General features: G+C 63.9%; 25 protein-coding genes. 12 read left to right on the top strand and 13 right to left on the bottom strand.

Going from position 1 to position 23,878, the window contains the following annotated elements:
* Positions 1-26 precede the first annotated feature (26 nt).
* Complete coding sequence (locus tag PSV38_RS06465) at positions 27-1,025, bottom strand: inositol monophosphatase family protein (protein ID WP_300546015.1); 999 nt, start codon at positions 1,023-1,025, stop codon at positions 27-29.
* Between the two features lie 211 nt (positions 1,026-1,236).
* Between PSV38_RS06465 and PSV38_RS06460 the strand changes: the two genes are divergently transcribed.
* Complete coding sequence (locus tag PSV38_RS06460) at positions 1,237-2,019, top strand: RNA methyltransferase (RefSeq protein ID WP_300546013.1); 783 nt, start codon at positions 1,237-1,239, stop codon at positions 2,017-2,019.
* Here PSV38_RS06460 and PSV38_RS06455 read toward each other — a convergent pair.
* Entirely contained in the window at positions 2,012-4,516 is a 2,505-nt protein-coding gene (locus PSV38_RS06455) for a GGDEF domain-containing protein (RefSeq protein ID WP_300546012.1), read from the bottom strand. The two genes, PSV38_RS06460 and PSV38_RS06455, sit on opposite strands and share 8 nt — an antisense overlap.
* 108 nt (positions 4,517-4,624) lie before the next feature.
* Here PSV38_RS06455 and cysE point away from each other — a divergent pair, with 108 nt between their 5' ends.
* The 9 genes from cysE to PSV38_RS06410 all read left to right on the top strand — a co-directional run bounded on the left by cysE (position 4,625) and on the right by PSV38_RS06410 (position 12,973).
* Positions 4,625-5,425 (top strand): serine O-acetyltransferase, encoded by an 801-nt coding sequence (cysE, locus tag PSV38_RS06450; RefSeq protein WP_300546011.1) that lies wholly within the window; start codon positions 4,625-4,627, stop codon positions 5,423-5,425.
* 152 nt (positions 5,426-5,577) lie between these two features.
* On the top strand, positions 5,578-6,300 hold the full coding sequence (locus tag PSV38_RS06445) for an RDD family protein (RefSeq protein ID WP_300546010.1): 723 nt from the start codon (positions 5,578-5,580) through the stop codon (positions 6,298-6,300).
* Positions 6,297-7,310, top strand: coding sequence for a stage II sporulation protein M (locus PSV38_RS06440; RefSeq protein ID WP_300546009.1), 1,014 nt, complete (start codon positions 6,297-6,299; stop codon positions 7,308-7,310). Before PSV38_RS06445 ends, PSV38_RS06440 begins: the two co-directional genes overlap by 4 nt.
* Positions 7,300-8,034 (top strand): hypothetical protein, encoded by a 735-nt coding sequence (locus PSV38_RS06435; RefSeq protein WP_300546008.1) that lies wholly within the window; start codon positions 7,300-7,302, stop codon positions 8,032-8,034. Before PSV38_RS06440 ends, PSV38_RS06435 begins: the two co-directional genes overlap by 11 nt.
* Positions 8,018-8,785 carry a DUF4129 domain-containing protein gene (locus PSV38_RS06430; RefSeq protein WP_300546006.1) on the top strand — a complete coding sequence of 256 codons (768 nt, stop codon included), beginning with the start codon at positions 8,018-8,020 and terminating at the stop codon, positions 8,783-8,785. Before PSV38_RS06435 ends, PSV38_RS06430 begins: the two co-directional genes overlap by 17 nt.
* Positions 8,782-10,011 carry a DUF4350 domain-containing protein gene (locus PSV38_RS06425; protein ID WP_300546005.1) on the top strand — a complete coding sequence of 410 codons (1,230 nt, stop codon included), beginning with the start codon at positions 8,782-8,784 and terminating at the stop codon, positions 10,009-10,011. The genes PSV38_RS06430 and PSV38_RS06425 overlap by 4 nt, the downstream gene beginning before the upstream one ends.
* Before the next feature lie 9 nt (positions 10,012-10,020).
* The gene (locus tag PSV38_RS06420; RefSeq protein WP_300546004.1) at positions 10,021-11,019 is read left to right on the top strand and encodes a MoxR family ATPase; all 999 of its coding nucleotides are present in this window, start codon (positions 10,021-10,023) and stop codon (positions 11,017-11,019) included.
* Between the two features lie 13 nt (positions 11,020-11,032).
* A complete protein-coding gene (locus PSV38_RS06415) occupies positions 11,033-12,391 on the top strand; it encodes a DUF58 domain-containing protein (RefSeq protein WP_300546002.1) in 1,359 nt (452 codons plus the stop codon).
* 42 nt (positions 12,392-12,433) lie between these two features.
* Complete coding sequence (locus PSV38_RS06410; RefSeq protein WP_300546001.1) at positions 12,434-12,973, top strand: DUF805 domain-containing protein; 540 nt, start codon at positions 12,434-12,436, stop codon at positions 12,971-12,973.
* A gap of 11 nt (positions 12,974-12,984) precedes the next feature.
* Here PSV38_RS06410 and mog read toward each other — a convergent pair whose 3' ends face one another.
* Together mog and yjgA are read right to left on the bottom strand one after the other, a co-directional pair.
* Entirely contained in the window at positions 12,985-13,590 is a 606-nt protein-coding gene (gene mog, locus PSV38_RS06405) for a molybdopterin adenylyltransferase (RefSeq protein WP_300546046.1), read from the bottom strand.
* Between the two features lie 11 nt (positions 13,591-13,601).
* Positions 13,602-14,195, bottom strand: a complete 594-nt coding sequence (gene yjgA, locus PSV38_RS06400) for a ribosome biogenesis factor YjgA (RefSeq protein ID WP_300546000.1) — start codon at positions 14,193-14,195, stop codon at positions 13,602-13,604.
* 50 nt (positions 14,196-14,245) lie between these two features.
* Between yjgA and pmbA the strand changes: the two genes are divergently transcribed.
* Positions 14,246-15,652 carry a metalloprotease PmbA gene (gene pmbA, locus PSV38_RS06395; RefSeq protein WP_300545999.1) on the top strand — a complete coding sequence of 469 codons (1,407 nt, stop codon included), beginning with the start codon at positions 14,246-14,248 and terminating at the stop codon, positions 15,650-15,652.
* 133 nt (positions 15,653-15,785) lie between these two features.
* The gene (locus PSV38_RS06390; RefSeq protein WP_300545998.1) at positions 15,786-16,868 is read left to right on the top strand and encodes a TRAP transporter substrate-binding protein; all 1,083 of its coding nucleotides are present in this window, start codon (positions 15,786-15,788) and stop codon (positions 16,866-16,868) included.
* A 35-nt stretch (positions 16,869-16,903) separates the two neighbouring features.
* On the opposite strand, the gene PSV38_RS06385 is transcribed toward PSV38_RS06390, so the two are convergent.
* From PSV38_RS06385 to PSV38_RS06345, 9 genes are all read right to left on the bottom strand, one after another.
* Positions 16,904-18,436 carry a TRAP transporter large permease subunit gene (locus PSV38_RS06385; protein WP_300546044.1) on the bottom strand — a complete coding sequence of 511 codons (1,533 nt, stop codon included), beginning with the start codon at positions 18,434-18,436 and terminating at the stop codon, positions 16,904-16,906.
* A complete protein-coding gene (locus PSV38_RS06380; RefSeq protein WP_300545997.1) occupies positions 18,436-18,969 on the bottom strand; it encodes a TRAP transporter small permease subunit in 534 nt (177 codons plus the stop codon). Before PSV38_RS06380 ends, PSV38_RS06385 begins: the two co-directional genes overlap by 1 nt.
* A gap of 24 nt (positions 18,970-18,993) precedes the next feature.
* Positions 18,994-19,344, bottom strand: coding sequence for a TIGR01244 family sulfur transferase (locus PSV38_RS06375; protein WP_300545996.1), 351 nt, complete (start codon positions 19,342-19,344; stop codon positions 18,994-18,996).
* A 26-nt stretch (positions 19,345-19,370) separates the two neighbouring features.
* On the bottom strand, positions 19,371-19,817 hold the full coding sequence (locus tag PSV38_RS06370; RefSeq protein ID WP_300545995.1) for a GatB/YqeY domain-containing protein: 447 nt from the start codon (positions 19,815-19,817) through the stop codon (positions 19,371-19,373).
* Between the two features lie 122 nt (positions 19,818-19,939).
* Complete coding sequence (rpsU, locus tag PSV38_RS06365; protein WP_012346814.1) at positions 19,940-20,152, bottom strand: 30S ribosomal protein S21; 213 nt, start codon at positions 20,150-20,152, stop codon at positions 19,940-19,942.
* Between the two features lie 222 nt (positions 20,153-20,374).
* Positions 20,375-20,893 (bottom strand): 2-amino-4-hydroxy-6-hydroxymethyldihydropteridine diphosphokinase, encoded by a 519-nt coding sequence (gene folK, locus PSV38_RS06360; RefSeq protein WP_300545994.1) that lies wholly within the window; start codon positions 20,891-20,893, stop codon positions 20,375-20,377.
* Positions 20,871-22,490, bottom strand: a complete 1,620-nt coding sequence (gene pcnB, locus PSV38_RS06355) for a polynucleotide adenylyltransferase PcnB (protein WP_300545993.1) — start codon at positions 22,488-22,490, stop codon at positions 20,871-20,873. The genes folK and pcnB overlap by 23 nt, the downstream gene beginning before the upstream one ends.
* Positions 22,487-23,155, bottom strand: coding sequence for an HAD family hydrolase (locus tag PSV38_RS06350; RefSeq protein ID WP_300545992.1), 669 nt, complete (start codon positions 23,153-23,155; stop codon positions 22,487-22,489). The genes pcnB and PSV38_RS06350 overlap by 4 nt, the downstream gene beginning before the upstream one ends.
* Positions 23,152-23,877: a DnaA regulatory inactivator Hda gene (locus tag PSV38_RS06345; RefSeq protein ID WP_300545991.1), complete on the bottom strand. Its 726-nt coding sequence runs from the start codon at positions 23,875-23,877 to the stop codon at positions 23,152-23,154. The genes PSV38_RS06350 and PSV38_RS06345 overlap by 4 nt, the downstream gene beginning before the upstream one ends.
* Between the last annotated feature and the right edge of the window lies 1 nt (position 23,878).

Below are 23,878 nucleotides of genomic sequence, written 5' to 3'. Positions count from 1 at the left end.
GCCCCACCCCATCCTGGCAGCGCCTTTCAGCGACGGCCAGAACCACCGTCTTCTCGCAGGCGGTCAAACGTCCTGGGGGTGGCCTTGATGCGAGTCCGGGTTGGGGCTTCGCCTGTGGGGGTGGCCGAGGCTTGCTTCACCGCATCAAGTGCCACATCGCTGTCGGCCACTTCGCCGCCCTCGCCTGCCAGCGCGGCCGCTTCCTTGGCCAACTGCTCTGGAATCGTGCTGTAGGGCGACAGGATCTTGACCAGTTGGCCGTAGATGCGCGGGCTGCCAGCCAGCACTTCGCGGCGGTACAAAAAGTCGGACTCGCCGGTGAAGTTGCCGATCAGGCCACCGGCCTCGGTGACGATCAGGGCGCCCGCGGCGGCATCCCAGGGGCTCAGGCCTGTTTCAAAGAAACCGTCATACCAACCTGCGGCCACGTAGCACAGGTCGAGCGAGGCGGCGCCTGGACGGCGCACGCCGGCACAAGCGGCCATCACTTCTTCGAACATCTTCAGGTAACGCTGGAAGTTGTCGCCCTTGCGGAAAGGAAAGCCCGTGCCAATCAGGCAATCGAGCAAGCGGGTGCGCTTGGACACGCGCAGGCGACGATCGTTCAGGAAAGCGCCCCGACCCTTGGAAGCGTAGAACATGTCGTTGCGGCTGGGGTCGTACACCACGGCCTGCTGGATCTGGCCACGGAAACTCAGCGCGATCGACACGGCGTACATGGGCAGGCCGTGGATGAAATTGGTGGTGCCGTCAAGCGGATCAATGATCCAGACGTAGTCGCTATCTTTGGCGCCGAACTCGCTGCCCGATTCTTCGGCCAGGATGCCGTGGCCGGGATACGCTTCAAGGAGCGTGGAAATGATCGCGTGCTCTGCGGCCTGGTCTACCTCGGTGACGAAGTCGTTGTGCGACTTGGATGTGACCGTCAGGCGATCCACATCGAGCGATGCCCGGTTGATGATCGCCCCGGCTGCACGGGCAGCTTTGATGGCGATGTTGAGCATGGGATGCAAAGCTTGGGACATGGACAGACCTTGGGGAACCGTACTGAAACCGTACAAAAAACGATGGACGCCACCTGCCCAGAAAAACCGGACAGGCCAACGACAAGAGACGCGCAGCGATGATCAAAGAACGAAGACAATCCTCTATTGTAACGATCCCTCCTGCTTTTTGCACCCCCTCTTCAAGCGAAATCCCCATTGAATGAAGGACTTGGTGCACGTTCTTGAAGCCATGAATTCAATCCCCGACCGCTCTGATCCGACCCGATTCATCCTGATCGGCACCAGCCACCCCGGCAATGTGGGGGCCACGGCGCGGGCCATGAAGGTGATGGGGTTCTCGGACCTGGTGCTGGTGCGCCCGCGCTTTGCCGACGTGCTCATCCAGGAGGAAACCGTGGCCTTGGCCAGCGGCGCGGCCGACATCCTGGTGCGGGCACGCGTGGTTGACACCCTGGAACAGGCGCTGGATGGGGTCACCCATGCCATCGGCACCGCGATGACGCCGCGCGACTTCGGCCCGCCCACTTTGACCCCACGTGAAGGCTTCGCAGCCCTGGCGGAGCAAACGCCAGCCCACCGACTGGGCCTCGTGTTTGGCAGTGAACGTCACGGCCTGTCCAACGAAGACGCCTACCGCTGCCATGCGGTGATGAGCATTCCCACCAACCCCCACTACGGCTCGCTGAACCTGGCGCAAGCGGTGCAACTGCTGTCCTACGAGTGGCGGCAGGCACTGGGCGGCTTTGGCATCAGTGCGCGCACGCCCGACCCTGAGCTGGCCGATGGTGCCGCCGTGCAGGGCCTGCTTTCGCATTGGGAAAAAGCCCTCGTCCACCTGGGCTTCCTGGACCCGGCCGCGCCCAAGAAGCTCATGCCCCGGCTCAACCAGTTGTTCAACCGCGCCCAGGTGCGCCAGGAAGAGATCCACATCCTGCGCGGCGTGGCCAAGGCCATGCTGGACAGCACGCCGCCCCAACGCCCGGGTCAGCAGCAGCAGGACGCCATCAAATGAGGCAGGCCCGAGCAGGCAACGATGCCACGGGCTCCGCGCTTGCCGTCTCGACCGACCCGACGCGGTCGCGCCCAGACGCCTTGGCCTGGTAGAGCGCGGCATCTGCCGCACCCAACAGTTCGCCGATCGCGCCGTCGCACTGCCCGGCCACCATGCTGGCTGAACCCACGCTGATGGTCACGAATGGCGACACGCCCGAGGCACCATGAGCGATCCGGGCCTGCCTGACCGCTTCGCACAAGGCCTGCCCCACCAGCGCGGCCTGCGCCTGATCGCGCCCCGGCAGCAAGAGGCCGAATTCCTCGCCGCCCAGGCGCGCGGCCAATCCCAACTCCTGGCGGGCCACGTCAGACAAAACGGTGGCGATTTGCCGCAGGCAGCGGTCCCCCGCTGGATGGCCATGCCGATCATTGAAGTTCTTGAAGAAATCCACGTCCATGATCAGCAGGCCCACCGGCTGGCCGACGAGGCCGCATTCCGACCAGGTGCGTGAAAAGTCTTCTTCGAACTGGCGCCGGTTGCTCAGGCCGGTCAAGGGATCAAGCACCGACAACTGGTGGAGGTGCTGCATGGTGGTTTCAAGCTCTTGGCGCTGGCGGCGGCTGATCTCGTTCAGCAGCCACTCCTTGCGCGCCCCGTTTTCCAAGGCATAGGCCGCGATCAGCGTGTAGACGCTCGCGTTGATGATGATGAGTGCCGTGTCTTCCATGATCAGGGCCGCCATGGGGCCGACCGGATTGAACATGGACAGGGACGCGATGGTCGCCACCGTGGGCACCAGGGCGAACCAGAAGGGCTGGCGGGCCACCACGCACGCGAACATCGGGATCAGGAACAGCGCCACCGCGAAGCCCAGCGTGGTGAACTCATGGCTCATGGACAGGGTCTTGATCGTCGCGATGGCCACCACCGTGGTGCCCAGGGCATAGAACGATTCCCTCAGCCAGGCTTTCAATGGCATGAAAGCCGTGGCACCCACGGCGGCGAGCATGATCACCGTGAGGCCCACCACGGTGTGGAGCATCTCGGTGGCCACGTCCGCAAACATGCCCCGGTTGGCGAACACATACACGTTGAAGGTGAGCATGCCCGCCACCGCCGCAGTGATGAGGTGGCGTTTGCGCTCTTCCTGGTGATGCGCCTGGTAGGCTGCCTCAATGTCGCGAGGGAAAAACAAGGAGCGGAAGCCCCGCGCCAAAAGCTGCCCCATCTGCGCAAGCTCGGTGCTGGCCTCACCTGGCACCATGGCCGTCTCCGCGACTTCGTCTTGAACCGCGCCCGCGTCGATCACTGGCTCGGCATGTGCCACGGCGCGATCGCGCCCGTCGTGTTTGGCCTGGTACAGGGCCTGGTCGGCAGCCTGTACCAAGGCATGGCGGGTGGCGCCACGGCCAGGCCATGCCACCGCCGCGCCCACGCTGACGGTCACATGCGGTCCGATCGACGATGCCCCGTGCTCGATGGCGCGCCCTCGAACGCCCCCGCACAGCGCCTTCCCCACGGCCAGGGCGTCCTGCAAGGCCTTCTCTGGCAGGATCAGACCGAACTCCTCGCCACCCAGCCGTCCGGCGAGGCCGCCGTGCGTGTCAGCCAACTCGTTCAGAACGCAAGCCACCTGCTTCAGGCAGGCATCGCCAGCCGGATGGCCGTGACTGTCGTTGTAGCGTTTGAAAAAATCCACGTCCAGCATCAACATGGACACGGGTTGAGCGGCCTGGGCTGCCAGCTTAAAAGCCTTCGCCATCTCGGCTTCGAAGTGGCGTCGGTTGTACAGGCCGGTCAGCGGATCGCGCACCGACAACTCGCGCAACTGCTCGCTGGCCTGCGCCAGACTGGCCTGAATCTTCGCGGATTGCTTCCGAAGCAGCCAGGCCCGGCGTTCCCGGAACTCAAAGCCATGGCTGGCGATCAGGGTGAGCACCAAGCCCAGCGCGAGCATGGTCACGTTGCTGCGCACGATCAATTGCTGCAAGGGCGTCTCGCCCTGAACGAAGGTGCAGTAGCCGATGAAAGTGAGCATGGACGAGGTGAAGGTCCAGCGATACCGCTGCCGTGCCGCGATGCCAGCGTACATGACCACACCAATGATCACCGCCGAATGGGTGAACATGGCATCGCCATTGTTGAACGTCGTCCCCCCGATCACTGCCGCCCCCACCACCATGGTGTTCACGGTGGTGTTGAACTCGAAATACTGGCTTTTCCAGTGTCGGCGCGGAATCGCAAGAGACACGCATTGCGACAAGCCGGCCAGGGCGATCAGGGCGTTGCGGGTGTCCAGCGTCAGCCCGATGGTGTCCGGGAACATTCGGATGACGATGTCGGAAGCGAACCAGACCCCCAGCGTGCCAATCATCCCGCAGATGATCAGCAGGCGCCTGCGACCCGCCACCGTGTCGGCCTGGAATTCCGCCTCCAACGCCGGGGGAAAGCCCAGACGTGACTGCCCATGCTCAATGACATCCTCCAGCGAGCCTGGAGCGGCTTGACTCTTCATGGGTCGTTTTCGTCTTTGGCGTGCCGAACTAAAGGCCGGAGCGGTACCCAGTTTCGCCTTGGACGCTAAACTGTTCAATTAAGTCTAATAAGTCATCACAACGCCCTCATGCTCTTTTCCCGCCTGCGAGAAGACATCGCCTGCATCCTGGAACGCGATCCCGCCGCTCGAACGGCCTGGGAAGTGCTGACCTGCTACCCGGGGCTGCATGCCTTGGCCATGCACCGATGGGCCCATTGGTGCTGGGCGCATGGCCTGAAATGGCTGGGCCGCTTCGTCTCCAACTACAACCGCTTCCTCACCGGCATCGAGATCCACCCGGGTGCCACCATTGGCCGACGCGTGTTCATCGACCACGGCATGGGCGTGGTGGTGGGCGAAACCGCCGAAATTGGTGACGATTGCACCATCTACCAAGGCGTGACCTTGGGCGGCACCTCGCTCAGCAAGGGGGCCAAGCGCCACCCCACGCTGGGCAAGGGCGTGATCATCGGTGCCAACGCCCAGGTTCTGGGCGGGTTCACCGTGGGCGATGGCGCTCGCGTGGGCTCCAACGCCGTGGTGACCAAGCCGGTGCCGCCCGGTGCCACCGCCGTGGGCAATCCAGCCCGCATCGTCGTGGCCAAAGTGGCCGTACTCGATGCCAAGCAGGCCGAGCGCGAAGCACTGGCAGCCCGCCTGGGTTTTTCAGCCTACGGCGTGACCGAAGGCGACGACCCCTTGTCCCAGGCCATGCGAGGCCTGATCGACCACGCCTCCGGGCACGAACACCAGATCACCCTGATTTGGCGCGCCATTGAGAAACTCGCCTGCGAAGCGAAGACCGAAGCCGGTCGCGACTGCCTGCCTTGCGATGCCCAAACCACCGAGCAGTTCAACGCGGAAGAACTCAATCGCTGGATGAAGTGAGGGGCGGGCGAGGTGGGCCAGTACTGAGCCAAACCCATGCCCCGCCGAGGAGTTCGCAGGCCGGTTTTCAGCCAGGCCACTGGCGCTCACCGCCTGATAAGATCCCGCCATAAAACAATGCTCGGGAGGAGCAAGTTGGTGCTCAAAGCTTGATGTCGCTCGACACGCTCTACACCGCCGAAACGCCAGAAGGCATCGCCCTGTCCTTGCGACCCGCAGGGGTGATGGCCCGTTCGCTGGCCTACCTGATCGATGCCGGCATTCGCCTGGTGATCTTCTTCTTCGCGGTCCTCATTGCCCGTCCCATGGGTGGCGTGGGCTCGGCCTTCCTGATGATCTTGTACTTCGCGCTGGAGTGGTTTTACCCGGTCGTCTTTGAGCTGACCAAATCGGGGGCCACGCCTGGCAAACGCATGATGGGCTTGCACGTGGTGATGGACTCGGGCCTGCCCATCACCCCGGCCGCGTCGATCACCCGCAACCTGCTTCGCGCGGCCGATTTCCTGCCCATGGGCTATGCCGCCGGCATGCTGTCCATGCTCACCCGACGCGACTTCAAACGCCTGGGCGACCTGGCGGCGGGCACCTTGGTGGTCTACCACCAGACGGCGCAACTGCATGGTGTGCCTCCACCGGCCATGGCCATGCCACCCGCCCGCAAACTCTCACCCAAAGAGCAGGCGGCCATCGTGTCGTGGGCTGGCCGCTCCGCGCGCCTGACGCCTGCCCGGCTGGACGAACTGGCCGTGCTGGCCGCCTCGGTGACCCGGCCAGACGGTGGCGCGAACGCGCGCGGCGACTACGATGCCACCCGGCGCTTGCAAGGTGTGGCGCAGTGGCTTCTGGGCCACCGCCCTGGAGGTGGCTCGCCATGACGCCCTTGCAGTTTGAAAAGAACCACTCAGCCACTTGGGCCGAACTCGAAACCATGCTGGACCGCCTCGATGGCCTCCAGAAAGTCAAGAAACCGAAACGCGGTGAGCCGCCACTGCCGCCCGTGGACGGGGCCCGCATGACCGCGCTTTACCGGCGCAGCTGCGAACACCTGGCCTTGGCTCAGGCGCGTGCCTATCCCATCCACCTGACGCATCGCCTTGAAACGCTGACTCAGCGTGGGCATCGCCTCGTCTACCGTCAGCATGACTACGGGGTGGCGCGCCTCAAGCAACTGGTGCTGATCGACTTCCCGCAAAGCGTGCGTGGCCACCGCTGGTACTTGCTGGCCGCCACCTTGTTGTTCGTCGTGCCGATGCTGGCCATTGGCTGGGCCACCTACCGCGACCCCGGCTTTGTGCTGCACCTGATGAACGCCGACGAGGTTCAGAATTTCGACAGCATGTATGGCGACAGCAGCCGGTCCATCGGTCACCAGCGGCACGCCTCCACCGATTGGCAGATGTTTGGTTACTACATCCAGCACAACATTGGCATCGGCTTTCAATGCTTTGCCAGTGGCCTGTTCTGGGGGCTCGGCAGCGTGTTCTACCTGGTCTTCAATGGCCAGTCGATTGGTGCCGTGGCAGGCTACCTCACGGCGCGCGGCTACACCGAGACCTTCTATTCCTTCGTGGTCACCCACTCGGCGTTCGAACTCACGGCGATCGTGCTGTCAGGGGCCGCAGGCCTGCGACTGGGCCACGCCCTGCTCTCACCGGGCCGCCGAACGCGCCTTGAATCGCTCAAGCATGCCGCCAACGACGCCATCACCGTGGTCTATGGCGTGATGGGCATGCTGCTGATTGCCGCCGCCGTCGAGGCCTTCTGGTCGTCGGCCCGGTGGGTGGCACCGAGCGTCAAGTATGGCGTGGGGGCCGCCTGCTGGGCCGTGGTGATCGCGTACCTGGGTTGGCAAGGCCGCCCCGCCAGGAGCCCGCATGCAGGTTGACGGGCTGACGGTCGAGCTTCGCCCCCGCAGCATGTCCGAGGCCTCGGACCTGGGCGTGCTCATGGTCCAGACGCATGCCCGCTCGGTGTGGCGAACCTGCGCGCCAGTGTTTGGTGTGGCCATGCTGCTGGCCTTGTCCACGGTCGAGATCGCGCCCTGGTTGCCCGGCGTGCTCATTTTCTGGCTCAAGCCCTGGCTGGACCGCAGTGTGCTGTTCGTGCTGTCGCGCGCCTTGTTTGGCCAAACCACCACCTTCGCCGATTTGTGGCGTGCGCGCGCCAGCGTGTGGTGGCAGCAACTGCCACGCACGCTGACCTTTCGGCGGCTGTCGCCCTGGCGTTCTTTCACGCAGCCCATCTACCAACTGGAGGGGCAATCCGGCAAGGCCTTGCGCCAGCGAAGCTCGCAGTTGCTGTCAGGCCAGCGCTGGGAGGCCAGCCTGATGCACACGGTCTTTGCCACCATTGAGATGGTCCTGAACCTTGGCCTGGTCGGGGTGCTCATCTGGCTGGCCCCCAACGGCGGAGGCCTGGGCTTTTTCCAATGGCTGACCAGTTCCGACCACCTGGTGGCGTCGCTGCTGGGCACACTGGCCTACGCCACCGTGGTGTTCGCGCTGGAGCCGTTCTACGTGGCCGCAGGCTTCGCCATGTACCTCAACCGCCGCGTCGAGCTTGAGGCCTGGGACCTTGAACAGGAGTTCCGGCGTGCCTTCAGTGCTTGAGGCCATGAAGGCTTGCCGCCCCGCGCTCCTGGCCCTGGCTCTGTGCGCCTGCCAGGCCCCGATTGGGGCGCAACCCGCCCCGGCGCCCTCGCGCGAAGCCGTGCAAGCCGCCCGCGACCAGGTGCAGAAAGACCCCAACCTCGGCGGCTCCCGCCAAGAACAAACCCTGCGCTTCAAAGACATGGACAGCTGGAAGTCCAAGCCCTCCAAGAGCGAGCCGCCACCCATGTGGCTGGTCGGCATGGCGCGTTGGATCGCGGATGCCGGCCGTTTGGTGATCTGGGCACTCGGCGCACTCGCCGTCGCTTTGTTCCTGGTGGGCCTGCGCCACTGGATTCGGGTGCGCGCCGAACTGGCCAGCGTCAAAACCCTGCCCTTGCCCAGCCACGTTCGCGAGCTGGACATCCGGCCCGAGAGCCTGCCCGACCAAATTGGCGCCACCGCGCGCAATTGGTGGCTGCGTGGCGATCACCGTGAGGCGCTTTCGCTGCTTTACCGGGGCGCCTTGTCCCGATTGGTCCACGACCATGCCGTGCCGATCCGCGCGGCCAGCACCGAGGGTGAATGCGTGCAACTGGCCACGCGCCGCCTGGCACAAGACCGCAGCGACTTCTTCGCCCGGCTGGTGAGCGCCTGGCAACTCACCGTCTATGGCGCCCGCATGCCCGATTCCAACAAGGTGCTGGCCCTGTGCGCTGACTTCGACACCCACCTGGGGTCAACGTCACCCAAGCCGGAGGCCCCCCGGTGAAGTTCGAGCACCTGCTGAAAGCATTGCTGGTGGCTTTGCTGCTGGCCGCTGGTGCGTGGGTGGCCACGCGCACGGAGTGGGTCGATGAGGCCGTGGCCACCCCGCCCAAAGGCGAGGCATTGACCAATGAGCTGTACGCCACCCAGCAGCTCGTGCGCCAGCTGGGCGCCAAAGTGGTCAAACCCAAAGAGCTGTCGGCCATGCCTGCGCGCCAAGCCACGCTGTTGCTCAGTTCATGGCACTGGGACTTGTTCCCTGAGCGCGAACGCCTGCTGCGCGCATGGGTGCAAGGCGGCGGACACCTCGTCATCCACGCCGACATGCTCTACAACGATCGCCTCCAAGCCTGGCTGCCTGTCCAGCGCGTGGACGACGACGATGACGACGAGGAGCAGGAAAACGAGGCGCTGCCCGCACCTGACAGCCCGGCCAGCGCCCCCGCCTCCGCGCCCTCGGTCGCTCAAAGGCGAAAAGCCGTTGAATGCGACAAGGTCATCGAACCGGAAGGCGTGAAACCCGCTTATGGCGACCGGCGTGATTACAAGCTCTGCGGCGGCCACGGCTACCCGCGGATCAAGGCGCCTTCGGCACCGCAATGGGCCATCGAAGGTCCGCTCGGGCTCGACCTGGTCCGCGTGCCCATGGGGCAAGGCAGTGTCACCATCATCACCAGCCAACGCTTGTTCCTCAACCAGCATGTTCTGCAGGGCGACAATGCTTTGCTGGCCATGGCCGCCTTGCAAGTGCGCCGCGGCACTGAAGTCTGGTTCGTGTCCGAAGAGGCCCGCCCGCCCCTGCTGCAATGGCTGTGGACGCAAGGCTGGGTGGCGGTGATGCTGGGTCTGCTGGCCCTGTCAACGGCCTTGTGGCGCGGGGCCGTCCGCTTTGGTCCGTTGTCAGCGCGCCCAGTGCCAGGCCGCCGCTCCATCGCCGAACAGGTCAAGGGCACCGCCCAATTCCTAAAGCACCATGGCGCCGATGCCCTGCACGCGGCCCAGATCCGTGCCCTGGATGAAACCGCCCAGAACCACCTGCCCGACTACGCGCGCCTGGAGCGCGGCGCACGCGCCAAAGCCCTTGCCAAAGCCACCGGGCTGGACGCCGACGCCCTGGCACGCGCGCTAGACCGCAAGCTCAAACGAACGGGCCGCGAACTGGCCCCCACACTCGAATTGCTTGAGACCGCCCGCCGACGCCTCAAGCCCCCACTGACATCCCGCCGATGAGAACCCGACATGCAAATCAAACCTGAAGACCTCACGCGCGCCGCCGAATTGCTCAATGGCCTGCGCACGGAATTGTCCAAAGCCGTGGTGGGCCAACGGGAAGCCGTGGACCAGACCCTGGTTGCCCTGGTCGCCTCTGGCCACGTTCTGATTGAAGGCGTGCCGGGCCTGGGCAAGACCTTGCTGGCCCGCAGCCTGGCCAAGGCCATGACCTTGAAGTACGCACGCGTGCAGTTCACCCCAGACCTGATGCCGTCGGACATCACCGGCCATTCGGTGTTCGATGCCGCAGCGCGCGGCGAATCTGCCAGCGGTATGGGCGCCTTGCGGGTTCACCGCGGCCCGGTGTTCACCAACCTGCTGCTGGCCGACGAAATCAACCGCGCCCCCGCCAAAACGCAAAGTGCCTTGCTCGAAGTCATGCAGGAGTACCAGGTCACCCTGGAAGGCCAGACGCTCAAGTTGCCACGCCCATTCATGGTCCTGGCCACGCAAAACCCGATCGACACCGAGGGCACCTACCCCTTGCCCGAGGCGCAGCTCGACCGCTTCCTGTTCAAAATCGACATTGGCTACCCGACCCACGAAGAAGAAACCGCCATCATCCGGCGCGCCACCGAGCGCCAGATCGGCGATCAACTGTCGCTGGATGGCATCGAGCCGCGCCTGGACGAACGCCTGGTACTGACCTTGCAAGAGATGGCCTCCCTCGTGCGCACCGACGAACGCGTGGCCGACTACGCCGTGCGCATCATGCGGGCCACACGCCAATGGCCTGGCTTGTCCTCAGGCGCCGGCCCACGTGGCGCGATTGCCCTGGTGCGGGCCGCACGGGCCTCGGCCCTGCTGCAAGCGCGCGATTTCGTCACCCCCGACGACATCAAGGGCCACGTGCTCCCAGCCTTGCGCCACCGCGTCATGCTGGCCCCGGATGCCCAACTCGAAGGTCGCCAGGTCGATGAGTTGCTGAGCGACGCCCTCGACAGCGTTGAGGCCCCGCGCCTTTGAACTGGCCCGGCCGATGAATTGGACCTTGATCCCCAGTCGCCACGCGGTCACCGCGCTGGCGGCCCTCGCCGTGGCCAGCGCCTGCGCCTTGATCGCGGGCCTGCCGCTGGCCACGGTGGGCCTGGCCGCTGGCGTGCTGCTGACCCTTGGTGCGGCCTGGGCAGGCCTGGACCTGTGGCGCAGCGAACGGGCCTGGCGCCAATCGCCCCTGCGCATCGAACGCACCCTGCCCCACGCCCTGGCACTGGGCGTTCAGCGCGTGCTCAGCCTCACCCTGGTCAATCAAGGCAACCGGGCATGGCAAGTGGCCGTGTTTGACGAAGTCGATCCCAAGCTGGAATTTCAAGGCCTGCCGCAAACCGTGAGCGTGCCCGCCCTTAGCCGGGTGGATGTCCATTACAAGGTCACACCTCGGCAACGCGGCATCGTGCATTTCGGCGCCACCCAGGTGCGGATGCAAACGCTGGGCGGCAGCTTCGAAACCCTGCGCCAACTTGGCCAGGCACAAAGCCTGCACGTCTACCCCAACTTCGCTGCGGTGGCTGGCTACGCCTGGCTGGCAGGCGATCGCCGCCTGGCACAAATCGGCATCAAGACCTACGCCCAACGCGGCAGGGGCACCGACTTCAAACAGTTGAGCGACTACAAAGTAGGCGACCCCATCCGCCACATCGACTGGAAAGCCACCATGCGCCACGGCCGCCCCATCGTGCGCGAGTTCCAGGACGAGCGCGACCAATGCGTCATCTTCATGCTCGACTGCGGGCGCCGCATGCGCGCCGACGAAGGCGCCATCAATGCAGACGGTAGCCACTTCGACCAGGCCCTCAATGCGCTGATGCTGATGAGCTACGTCGCCTTGAAAGACGGCGACGAAGTCGGGGCCATGACCTTTGGCACGGCCCCCGGTCAGCAACGCCACTTCGCGCCCCGCAAGGGTTCGTCCACGCTCAACGCCTTGATGGCCCGCCTGCACGACATCGAACCCGATGCCACTCATTCCGACTACCTGCTGGCCGCGCAGGACCTGCTGCGGGTGCAGCACAAGCGGGCACTCGTGGTGCTGTTGACCAACTTCCGGGACGAAGACTCGGCCGAATTGCAGCCCGCGCTGAAGTTGCTGCGCGGGCGCCATCTGGTGCTGGTGGCCAGCTTGCGCGAGCGCGTGCTCCGAGAAGTGGCCGAACAAGCCATCGCGCACCCCAGCCACGCCATTGAAGTGGCGGGCGCCCACTGGTTTGAGCAAGCCCGGCGCGATGCGTTTCGGCGCGTGGTGGGCCCAGATGCGCTGTCGGTGGATGTGGAACCGGGCCAACTGGCCGTGGCCCTGGTCAACCGTTACCACGCGGTCAAGCGCTCGGGCCTGCTCTGAGGCTTCGGCATTGAAATGATTTTTAACCCAAGGAGGACGATGATGAGTGTTGCCAACCCCTACCAGCCACCCCGCGCCAATGTGGCCGATGTTCGAAGCTCGTCAACGAGCTATCAACCCGTGAAGTTCTGGTCCCGACAAGGCCGCGTCAGCCGCCTGCAGTACCTGGGCTATTTGATGGGCGGCTACCTGCTGCTCATCCTGGGTGCAGGCATCGTGGGCTTCATTGCAGCGGCAGCGGGCATGGACAAGTCCGCCACCGCGCTGGGCATGATCGCGGCCATCCCCTACGTCGTCTTTTCCGTACTGATGGCCATCCAACGCGCGCATGACATGGACTGGTCGGGCTGGACCTGCCTCTTAACCCTCATTCCTTTCGTGGCGTTTGTATGGTTTTTCAAAGCGGGCACGCCGGGCGAAAACCGCTTCGGCGCACCACCGCCACCCAACACCACCAAGGTCAAGATCCTGGCCCTGGTCATGCCCATCATTGCCATCATCGGCATTGTGGCCGCCATTGCACAGGGTTATGCGCTGAAAACCAAAGCGGCTCAAACGCCCATCGAGCAGCCTGCGCCCTGACGCCAACTTGCTCAGGTCGTCAGCACAGTCCGCTGTGCTGACTTCGGCCTGAACGCCGCGCACACCGTGACATCAGTCTCAATGTAGGGCCCACCAATGAGGTCAATGCAATAGGGCACCGCCGCGAAAATGCCGGGAACCACGGAACGGCCCTCAGCATCGCGCAGCCCTTCCAGCGTTTCGGCGATGGACTTGGGCTGCCCTGGCAAATTCAAGATCAAAGCCTGCTTGCGGATCACTGCCGTCTGGCGCGACAAGATCGCGGTCGGCACAAAACGCAGGCTGATCTGACGCATCTGCTCACCAAAGCCGGGCATTTCCTTGTCGGCCACGTCCAGCGTGGCTTCAGGGGTCACGTCGCGCGGCGCCGGGCCGGTGCCCCCGGTCGTCAGCACCAAGTGGCAACCGTCGATGTCCACCAACTCGCGCAACGCAAGCGCAATGCCTGCCCGCTCATCAGGGATCAGGCGAGGCACCCAGGTGATCGGGTTGCGCACAGCGCGCCCCAGCCAGTCCTGTAAAGCCGGCAAGCCCTTGTCTTCGTAGACGCCCGCACTGGCGCGGTCAGAGATCGACACCACGCCAATGCGAACCACATCCAGCCCATGGGGAGTCAGCTCAGTCACGGTCAATCCTCGCCCTCGCCCTCGTCCAGTACCTCGTCACTTTCGCCAGTGCGCTCGTGGCCTTCGAGGGCCTGCTTGATGTACTGGAACAACTCGCGGAAACCACGCCCACTGCGGTTTTCAGGAGCGGCGGCCAGGTCCTTGCGGGCATTGCGGATCAACGCGCGCATTTTCTGCACGTCGGATTGCGGGTACTCGGCCACCCAACGCGTCAAGGCATTGTCATCGGCCACCAACTCGGCGCGCCAGCGCTCGGCATCGTGCAAGGCCAAGGCGTTGCGCGCATGGCCCAACTGGAAAGAAGCCACGGCCTCCTTGATGGGCTCGGCATCGCAACCGCGCAGCAGCTTGCCGATGTACTGCATCTGCCGACGCTTGCCTTCGAAAGACTTGGTGCGCTTGTAATCGCCGATGGCATCGTCCAGGATCTCGGGCAGGCCGATGTCGGCCAGGCGGTCCTTGGGCATGGTCACCAGGGCTTCGCCCAGGGTTTGCAGGTCGTGGCTGTCCCTTTTAAGCTGCGATTTGCTGGGCCGCCGGTAGCCGTTTTCGTCGACTTCGTCGTCGTCTGAGGGGGGGAACTGATCTTGATTCATGTGGTCGCTATGATACGAGGTCAACCCCCTCACCGACGCGAACCGCATACATGGCCGCCAACAAATCCTCCAAGTCTTCTTCCAACGCCAAGCAGCCTGACCTGTCCGGCTTCGCCTACTCGCGCGATCAGTTCCAGCAATTGATTGAAGACGCCTTGAAACTGGCCCAGAAGTTGGGGGCCTCCGACGCCGCCGCCGAGGTCTCCGAGGGCATGGGCCTGTCGGTGTCAGTGCGCAAGGGCAAACTTGAAAACGTCGAGCGCAACCGCGACAAATCCATCGGCATCTCGGTTTACCTGGGCCAACGCCGGGGCAACGCCAGCACGTCCGATTTTTCACCCGCAGCGCTTGAACAAACCGTGCGCGCCGCCTACGACATCGCCCGATTCACCGCCGAAGACCCAGCCGCCGGCCTGCCCGACGCCGAAGACCTGGCCACCGGCCGCGCCGCCAAGCGCGACCTGGACCTCTTTCACCCCTGGTCCATCGATGCGGCCCAGGCCGCCGAACTGGCCCGCCGCTGCGAAGACGCGGCCTTGACGGTCGATCCGCGCATCACCAATTCCGAGGGCGGCGGCGTGTCGGCGCAGCAATCGCACTTCCTGGCAGGCAACACGCGCGGCTTCCGGGGTGGCTACGCCAGCTCGCGCCACTCGCTGTCGGTCTCGCCCATCGCCGGTCGTGGCAACGACATGCAACGCGACTTTTGGTATTCGTCCGAACGCGATGCCCGCGACTTGGCGCGTCCCGAAGTCATTGGCCGTTACGCGGCCGAACGCGCCTTGGCCAGACTCAAGTCCCGCAAGATCGCCACCTGCGAAGTGCCCGTGTTGTTCGAATCGCCCCTGGCCGCCGGCCTGCTGGGCGCCTACGTGCAGGCCACCAGTGGCGGAGCGCTGTACCGCAAGTCCACCTTTTTGCTCGACAGCCTGGGCACGCAGGTGCTGCCCAAGCACATCAACATCCTTGAAGACCCTCACATCCTCAAGGGCAAGGGCAGCGCCCCCTTCGACGACGAAGGCGTGCTGACCCGCAAGCACCATGTGCTCAAAAACGGTGTGGTGCAGAGCTATTTCCTGTCGAGCTATTCAGCGCGCAAGCTGGGCATGAAAACCACCGGCCACGCAGGGGGATCGCAAAACCTGATCCTGCAAAGCAAGTTGACCGACCCCAAGGACAACCTCAAGGCCATGATCAAGAAGCTACACCGCGGCTTGTTCGTGACCGAGCTGATGGGCCAAGGCGTGAACTACGTGACGGGTGACTACTCGCGCGGTGCGGCCGGTTACTGGGTCGAGAACGGCAAGATCGCCTTCCCGGTCGAAGAAATCACCATCGCGGGCCACCTGGGCGAGATGTTCAAGCAGATCGTGGCGGTCGGCGCCGATGAGTACACCTACGGCAGCAAAACCGTGGGCTCCATCCTCATCGAGAAGATGAAAATCGCCGGGCATTGATGCCGGTGAGCTGACGCGGCAGGGCAACACGGGTAAGCACCTGCCCAGGCCTGCGTCACCAGGCCTGAAGCACTCCTAAAATGTCCGAATTCAAGCCCCGCTTGAGCTTCGGACCATTCCCAGGAGACCCGCCATGCAACGTCGTTCCTTCATCAACCGCGCTGGCCTTGCCGGCGTTCTGGCCGCAGGCGTAGCCCCCGCCATTGTTCGCGCTGAAGCCAATGTGCGCTGGCGCCTGGCCTCCAGCTTTCCCAAATCGCTGGACACCATTTTTGGCGCCGCCGAGGTCTTCACCAAGAAGATCAGCGAGATGTCGGGCGGCAAGTTCGTCATCTCGGTGCACGCTGCGGGCGAGTTGATGCCCGCCTTCGGTGTGGTCGATGGCGTGCAGAACGCCACGGTCGAAATGGCCCACACCGCGCCCTACTACTTCGTCGGCAAGGACGAGACCTTCGCCATCGGCAGCGCCATCCCCTTCGGCTTGAACTCGCGCCAGATGAGCGCCTGGATGTACGAGGGCAACGGCCTCAAGCTCATGCGCGAGTTCTACGCGCAGTACAACATCATCAGCTTCCCGGGCGGCAACACCGGCGCGCAAATGGGCGGCTGGTACCGCAAACCCATCAAGTCCCTGGAAGACATGAAGGGCCTGAAGATGCGCATTGGCGGCTTTGCGGGCAAGGTCATCGAGCGCCTGGGCTCCATCCCACAGAACCTGCCAGGCGGCGAGATCTACCAGGCCCTCGAAAAAGGCACGATTGACGCCGCCGAATGGGTCGGCCCGTATGACGACCAAAAGCTGGGCTTCCACAAGGTGGCGCCCTTCTACCACTACCCTGGCTGGTGGGAGGGTGGTCCGCAACTGGACTTCTTCATCAACACCAAGGCCTTCAATGGCTTGCCGTCCGAGTACAAGGCCATGATCGAAGCGGCTGCCTCGCATGCCCACGTCGAGATGCAGGCCCGCTACGATGCCGCCAACCCGCTGGCACTCAAGCAACTGGTCGCGGCCAAGGCTCAACTGGTGCAGATGCCCAAGTCCGTCATGGACGGCGCCTTCAAGGCCTCGATGGAGATCTACAGCGAGCTGAACGCGAAGAACAAAAATTGGGCCAAGGTTTACGCCGACTATGCCAAGTTCCGCGCCGACCAGAACCTGTGGTTCCGCTTCACCGAGGCCACGTTCGACCGCTACATGCAAGCCGCCAAGCTTTGATGTGAGCCCTGGGCCAAGTGGCCCAGGCTCTTTCCTCAAGGGGCTTGGCCACCTGACTTCTGCAAGGCATCGTTCACCGCCTTGTTCGGGTCTTCCTCAGGCGGCACCTCGGGCACGGGCAAGCCTTCGCCAGAAGCCGCCGAAGCCGCGTCATCCACAGGCGCCGACAGATCAAGCGGCATCTCGATCTGGACATTGTCCACATCGATCACCGCTTCCTTGTCCAGCCAGTAGGTCACGGACTGGGGCCAGAAAATCACCACCGTGACCAGCATCAACTGCATCACCACCCAGGGGATGGCCCCCAGGTAAATGTCGCGCGACAAGATCGGCTTGCTGATGGCCCCGCTCTTGTGGATCTGATCGGCAATGCCCCGCAGGTAGAACAAAGCAAAGCCAAATGGCGGGTGCATGAAGCTGGTCTGCATGTTCACGCAAAGCAGCACGCCGAACCACACCAGGTCAATGCCCAGCTTCTGGGCCACGGGCGCCAGCAGCGGAATGATGATGAAGGCGATCTCGAAGAAATCAAGGAAGAACGCCAGGAAGAACACGAAGATGTTCACCGCGATCAGGAAACCCAAGGGCCCCCCAGGCAAGTGCGACAGCATGTGCTCGACCCAGCGGTTGCCATCCAGGCCCTGGAACACCAGTGAGAACACGCTGGAACCCACCAGGATGAAGATGACCATGGCCGTGACGCGCATGGTGCTGTCCATGGCCTGCCACAGCAGGCTGACGGTCAGGCGCTTGTTGATGGCGGCCAGCACAATGGCACCCAAGGCACCGAGGGCACCCGCCTCGGTCGGCGTGGCCAGCCCCATGAAGAGCGTGCCCAGCACCATGAAGATCAGCACGATGGAGGGCACCATGCCCCACAGCACCTTCTTCCACAGGCCCCACCCCCGCTGCAGCCGGGCCTCTGGGGGCAAGGGTGGCACCAGCTTTGGGTAAAAGAACGCGATCAGGGCCGTGTAAGCCAGGAACATCCCGGTCTGCATCAAGGAGGGGCCAATGGCGCCCTTGTACATGTCGCCCACCGAACGACCCAGTTGGTCGGCCAGCACCACCAGCACCAGTGAGGGCGGGATCAACTGCGTGATCGTGCCCGAGGCGGCAATCACGCCAGTGGCATAGCGCATGCTGTAGCCATAACGCACCATGATTGGCAAGGAGATCACGCCCATGGCGATGACGCTGGCCGCCACCGTGCCCGTGATGGCGCCCAGGATGGCCCCCACGATGATCACCGCAAAGCCCAGCCCCCCCGGCCGACGCCCGAACAATTGCCCGGTGCCTTCCAGCAGGTCTTCGGCGAGGCCGCAACGCTCCAGCACCGCGCCCATGAAGGTGAAAAACGGGATGGAGAGCAGCAGCTCGTTCGAGACGATGCCAAACAGCCGCAATGGCAGGTTGCCCATGAACTCAATGGGCAGGATGCCCAACGCCACGGCCCCGTAGCCAAATGCCAACCCCAGGCCTGCCAGCGAAAACGCCACCGGAAAACCGAAAAGCATGACCAGCACCAGCGCGCCGAACATCAGTGGCGCCATGTGTTCCAGAGTGATCACTGCAACGGTCTTTCGTAGTGGATGTCCATGTTGTAGCTGCCGCGCAAATACCCCACGCGCTTGATGATCTCAGACACCGCCTGCAAGGCCAGTAGCGCAAAACCCAAGGGGATCATGGCTTTGATGGGCCAGCGCAGCAGCCCGCCCGCACTGGGCGAGACTTCCTGCTGCACATAAGAATCGTGGACCATGTGGATGCTGAGCCAGCCCGTGATCACGCACACTGGCACCAGCACCAACAGCAGCCCCAGCAGATCAATCCAGGCACGGGTGCGTGGCTCACGCGACCCGTAGATCACATCGACCCGCACGTGCTCATTGAGCTTGAGCAGCGCAGGTGCCCCCAGAAACACGGCCGCGCCAAACAGGTACCACTGCGCCTCCAGCCAGGCATTGGAGCCCAGGTTGAAGGTGTAACGGATCACGGCATTGCCCGCGCTGAGGGAGCAGGCCAGCATCAGCATCCAGGCGGCCATTTGACCCAAGCGCGTCGACAAGGCATCCACCCAGCGGACAAAAAAGTGACTCACCTGCCCCATGGCCTGGCTCACCCTTCAGCCCAGCGCCACGGCCTGGCTGAACAGGCGTGAAGAACGAGCCCCGCTGCGACAGAACATCAAGGTGGGACGCGGCAAGGTCTTGAGCAGCTCAGCCGCCTGCGCGATTTCTTCGGGTGACTGGTAACCCCCCTGCACGGGCAGGTAGGCGTAGGCCAGCCCTACGGCCTTGGCAGCGGCTTCGATGGCGCTGGTGGTGGGCTGGTCGGGGCCGCCTTCAAAGTCGGGACGGTTGTTGACCACGCTCTTGAAACCAGCCGCAGCCACCGCGGCCATGGCTTCTGGCGTCAACTGAGGTGCCACGCAAACGTCTTCGCTCACGGGCTGGATCGGCAAGTTGTCGGACATCATCTTCCCCTTGTGTGATGAAAACTTCAGCCAGCGAGCGCGGCTTTGACGGCCGCAGAGACCAGGCCCATGTCTGCCTTGCCAGCCAAACGCTGCTTGACCGCGCCCATGACCTTGCCCATGTCGCCAGGTCCAGAAGCGCCCAGCTCGGTGACGATGGCCCTGACCTCGGCGCTCACCTCATCGGCCGACAAGCGCTGGGGCAGGTAGGCCTCCAGCACGCCAATTTCAAAGGCTTCCTTGTCGGCGAGGTCAACCCGACCTGCGGCCTGGAATTGCTGGTGAGAATCCTTGCGCTGCTTGAGGAGCTTGTCAACGATGGCCACCGTGGCGGCGTCGTCCAGCGTGATGCGCTCGTCAACTTCCCTTTGCTTGATCGCCGCCAGCAGCATGCGGATGGCACCGAGGCGGTCGGCCTCTTTGGCGCGCATGGCGTTCTTCATGTCTTCGGTGATCCGGTCTTTCAAGCTCATGGCTGGCTCCTGTTCTTGTTCAGAAATAACAAAGCCCGCATGGGCGTCCCCGCGCGGGCTTGTTCAGTCAACGACCGTGGGAAGCGTTAGCCACCGCAAGCAGTCGGACAGAGAAGCTGTGCTTAGTACAGCTTCTTGGGCAGCTGCATGCTGCGCACGCGCTTGTAGTGGCGCTTGACGGCGGCTGCCTTCTTGCGCTTGCGCTCAGCGGTGGGCTTTTCGTAGAACTCGCGGGCGCGAAGTTCGGTCAGCAAGCCGAGCTTTTCGATGGTGCGCTTGAAGCGGCGCAGAGCCACGTCGAACGGCTCGTTTTCCTTGACACGGATGGTCGTCATTGATCAATCACTTTCAGTATGAATGCATTCACAGGGTCAACGTGCGCCATTGAAAACACCACAAAGGCAAACCACCCGGGCCAGGGCCCGTTCCCAGTTTCCGCGGAGGAAACGGGCATGCCCCACGGGGATTGCCATTGTCGAGCCTTGTCAAGCCGCTTGAAATCAAGCGTGTATTTTGACCCACCAACAAAGCCAGAGATTCTACTGTGAATTTCCAGCTTATTCCAGAGAAATCCCTTGGCTAGCGGCCAATTCGGCCCGCGCAGAGGTTGAAAGGGGCTGGGGATCGGTCGATTTTTGGGGCAATTGACCCAATAATTCCGCCAAAGGCTCTTGGACAAATGCGCGCCCGGTCATCCTTGGGTGGGGCAAAGTGAGCGTTTCTGACTCGCGCATGGCGCCTTCCATCCAGAGCAAATCGAGGTCCAGCGTGCGGGGCGCCAGGGGGCGGGGGCGCTCTCTGCCCAACTTCAACTCGACGGCGAGCAAGGCATTGAGCAACTCGAGCGGTGCCAATGAGGTACTCAGCGCTGCCACGGCATTGAGATAGTCGGGGCCGTCAGTACCCACGGCCTTTGTCACGTAAAACGAAGACACGCCTTCCAGGGTGGTCCAAGGCAATGACCGAAGCTCAAGCAATGCCGCCTGCAGGTTCTCGCGGGCTGGGCCCAGATTGGCGCCCAGGCCCACGAAGGCCCTGAAGCGGGGCAGGCCTTCAGTCACCAGCGCCGCCGCCATCACCAGAGTCGCCGCCAGCGCTGAGCGCAGCGCCCTCGCCTTCACCGGGCTTGCGCCGACGCCTGCGGCGTTTCTTGGCGGCGGCCGGACCGGGCCCCGCCTCCGATGACGCGTCACCCTCGTCGCTGCTGCCCACATTGGCGGCAACCGCACTTGAACGGCTGCCCGTCCGGGCGCTGTGGGCAGACCGCTTGGCCGAATCCTGCTGACGCGCCACGTCCATCAACTCACGGCGTTCGTCGTTGTCCGCCAACGAGAAATCTTCCCACCAGGTGGCCAGTGGCTGATCGGCCTCGCCGGTCTGGGCACGCAGCCGCAGGAAGTCGAAACCCGCACGGAAGCGGGGCTGCTCGACCAAGGTGAGCGGGCCGCTGCCCACGCGCTTGTCAAAACGTGGCTGCATGGTCCAAATCTCGCGCATGTCGGACGCCAGCTTGCCTCGGCCGGAAATGTCGCCAATGCGCGAGTCGAACACAGCGTCGGTCGCGGCTTGCAGGGCCGGAAAATTGGGCTCACCCTTGGCCAGGTTGCGCTTCCAGTGGTCGAGCACGTCGTGCCACAGCAGGCAGGCCAGCAGGAAGCTGGGCGCCACGGGTTTGCCTTCCGACACACGGCGGTCAGTGTCGTTCAAGGCCAGCCTGACGAACTGCTCGCGGCCCGGATGGCGGCGGGCTTCATCGAACACGGCGTCCAGGATGGGGAACACGCCCCGGTCCAGGCCCAGCTTGCGCAATTGGTCCAGCGATGCTTGAGCATGGCCGGTCTGCAGCAGCTTGATCATCTCGTCGAACAGGCGCGACTGCGGCACATTGGCCAGCAACTCGGACATGGCCAGCAAGGGTTCGCGCGTCTTGGCCTCGATTTCGAAGTTCAGCTTGGCGGCGAAACGCACCACGCGGATGATCCGGACCGGGTCTTCGCGGTAGCGCACATCAGGCACGCCGATCATGCGCAGCACCTTCTTCTTGATGTCTTTGATGCCACCGTGGTAGTCCACCACCACGCCCGTGCTCGGGTCGTAGTACATGGCGTTGACGGTGAAGTCACGCCTCGCCGAATCCTGGTCTTGCGGGCCCCAAACGTTGTCGCGCAGCACACGTCCGCTGCCATCGACGACGTGGGACTTGCCGGCCAACTCGGAGCGGGAGGTTTTCTCGTTGCCAGCCACCTGCTCGGCCGCGTCCGCATCGAGGTAAGCGCGGAAGGTGGAGACCTCGATCACGTCGTTATCACGGCCACGGCCAAACACCACGTGGACGATGCGAAAGCGGCGTCCAATGATGAAAGCGCGCCGGAACAGGCCTTTGACCTGTTCCGGCGTGGCGTTGGTGGCCACGTCGAAATCCTTGGGGCGCAGTCCGACCAGGAGGTCGCGCACGGCGCCGCCGACGATGTAGGCCTCGAAACCGGCTTCCTGCAAGGTCGTGCAGACCTTGACGGCGCGCTCGTCCACCAGGCTGGGGTCAATGCCATGCTCTGACGCTGGCACGTCCACCCGTTTGCCTGTGGGAATGCGAGGCTTGCGCCCGCCTGCCGCCGCGCGAGGAGGTTTGCTGGGGTCTTTGCCCAGGATCTTGTCTATCAATCTCTTGATCATGAAAACAGTCGAAGAATGCGCCAGCCGCGCTCACGGGCCACGGCCTCTAGGGCCGGACTGGGATTGGTGGCAACGGGATCGCTGGCCAGGTACAGCAAAGGCAGGTCGTTGGGCGAGTCGCTGTAGAAGCTGACCCGCTCGAAATCAGCCAGGGTGTGGCCGCGTTCCGCCAGCCATTGTTCCACACGTGTGATTTTGCCCTCCCGGAAGGACGGAACGCCATGGATTTCACCGGTCACGCGCCCTTGAGGATCGCGCACGAGGCCAACGGCCAACAGATCGGGCACACCAAACGCATCGGCGATGGGCCGGGTCACGAATTCGTTGGTGGCAGTGACGATGGCGACCAGGTCGCCTTGCGCCTCGTGGTCGCGCACCAGTTGCAGGGCCTGTGGGTGGATGGTCGGCATCACCACCTCGGCCATGAAGCGTTGCTGCAAAGAGGCCTGGGCTTCAAGGCTCAACTCGCGCCAAACGCTCGTGCTGAACTGGATGTATTCGGGCAACTGCAAGGTGCCCGCCAGGTACTGCTGGTAGAAGCCGTCATTGCGACGGCGGTATTCAATGGGATCAGCCAAGCCGATGCGGATCAGGAACTCGCCGAACTCGTGGTCCGAATCGAGCGGCAACAAGGTGTGGTCAAGGTCAAACAGGCACAAGTTCATTCGGTCTCCAGCACCAACATCTGCTTGAGCAGGGGCACGGTCACGGTTCGGTGTTCGGCCAAGGCAAACCGATCAAGTCGGTCGAGCAGGCCCATCAAAAAACTCAGGTCGCGGCTGTAACGCACCAAGAGGTAGGACACGACGCCCTCACCCAGGTCGATGCCGCGTCGGCTTGCTTCGTCGTGCAACGCTTTGCGCACGCCAGTTTCGCTCAAGGGGAACAAGGCGAAGATCAAGCCCCAGCCCAGACGGGTTCGCAGGTCATCGCGCACGGGCAGGTCCACTGGCGGCACGGCCCCAGCCGCCATGATGGACAAGGGCCCGGCCACCTCCGACGCGCTGGCCGATTCGATGAAGAGGTTGAAGGCCAAGTGCTGGAGGTGGGCATCCAGCCGTTCGCAGTCGTCGATCAAGGCCAGGGTGGGGGCCTCGGGCAATTCGGCCTCCCACATCTGGCAGCCCTGGGCGCTGACCCACATCACGTGATGGCCCGCCGCCAGCGCACGGGGCACCATGGCGCGCAGCAGATGAGTCTTGCCACTGCCGGAGGGTCCCCAGAAATAGGCGGCGGGCACCTTGGTCTGGCTCCCAGAAGGCCAGGCCTGCAGCCAGTCCAGGGCCTGCAGCGCACCGTCTTCGGCGATGAAATCGTCCAGTCCCGGCATGGAAACCGGCCCCAGGTCGAGCGGAATCTGCCGCATCGGCAGGCCAGACAGGGTCAAC

Origin of the sequence: Aquabacterium sp., from assembly GCF_029946005.1 — a bacterium.
Taxonomy (GTDB): Bacteria; Pseudomonadota; Gammaproteobacteria; order Burkholderiales; family Burkholderiaceae_C; genus Aquabacterium.
Note: the sequence above shows the minus strand (reverse complement) of the source record. Positions and strands in the feature narration are given on the sequence as shown.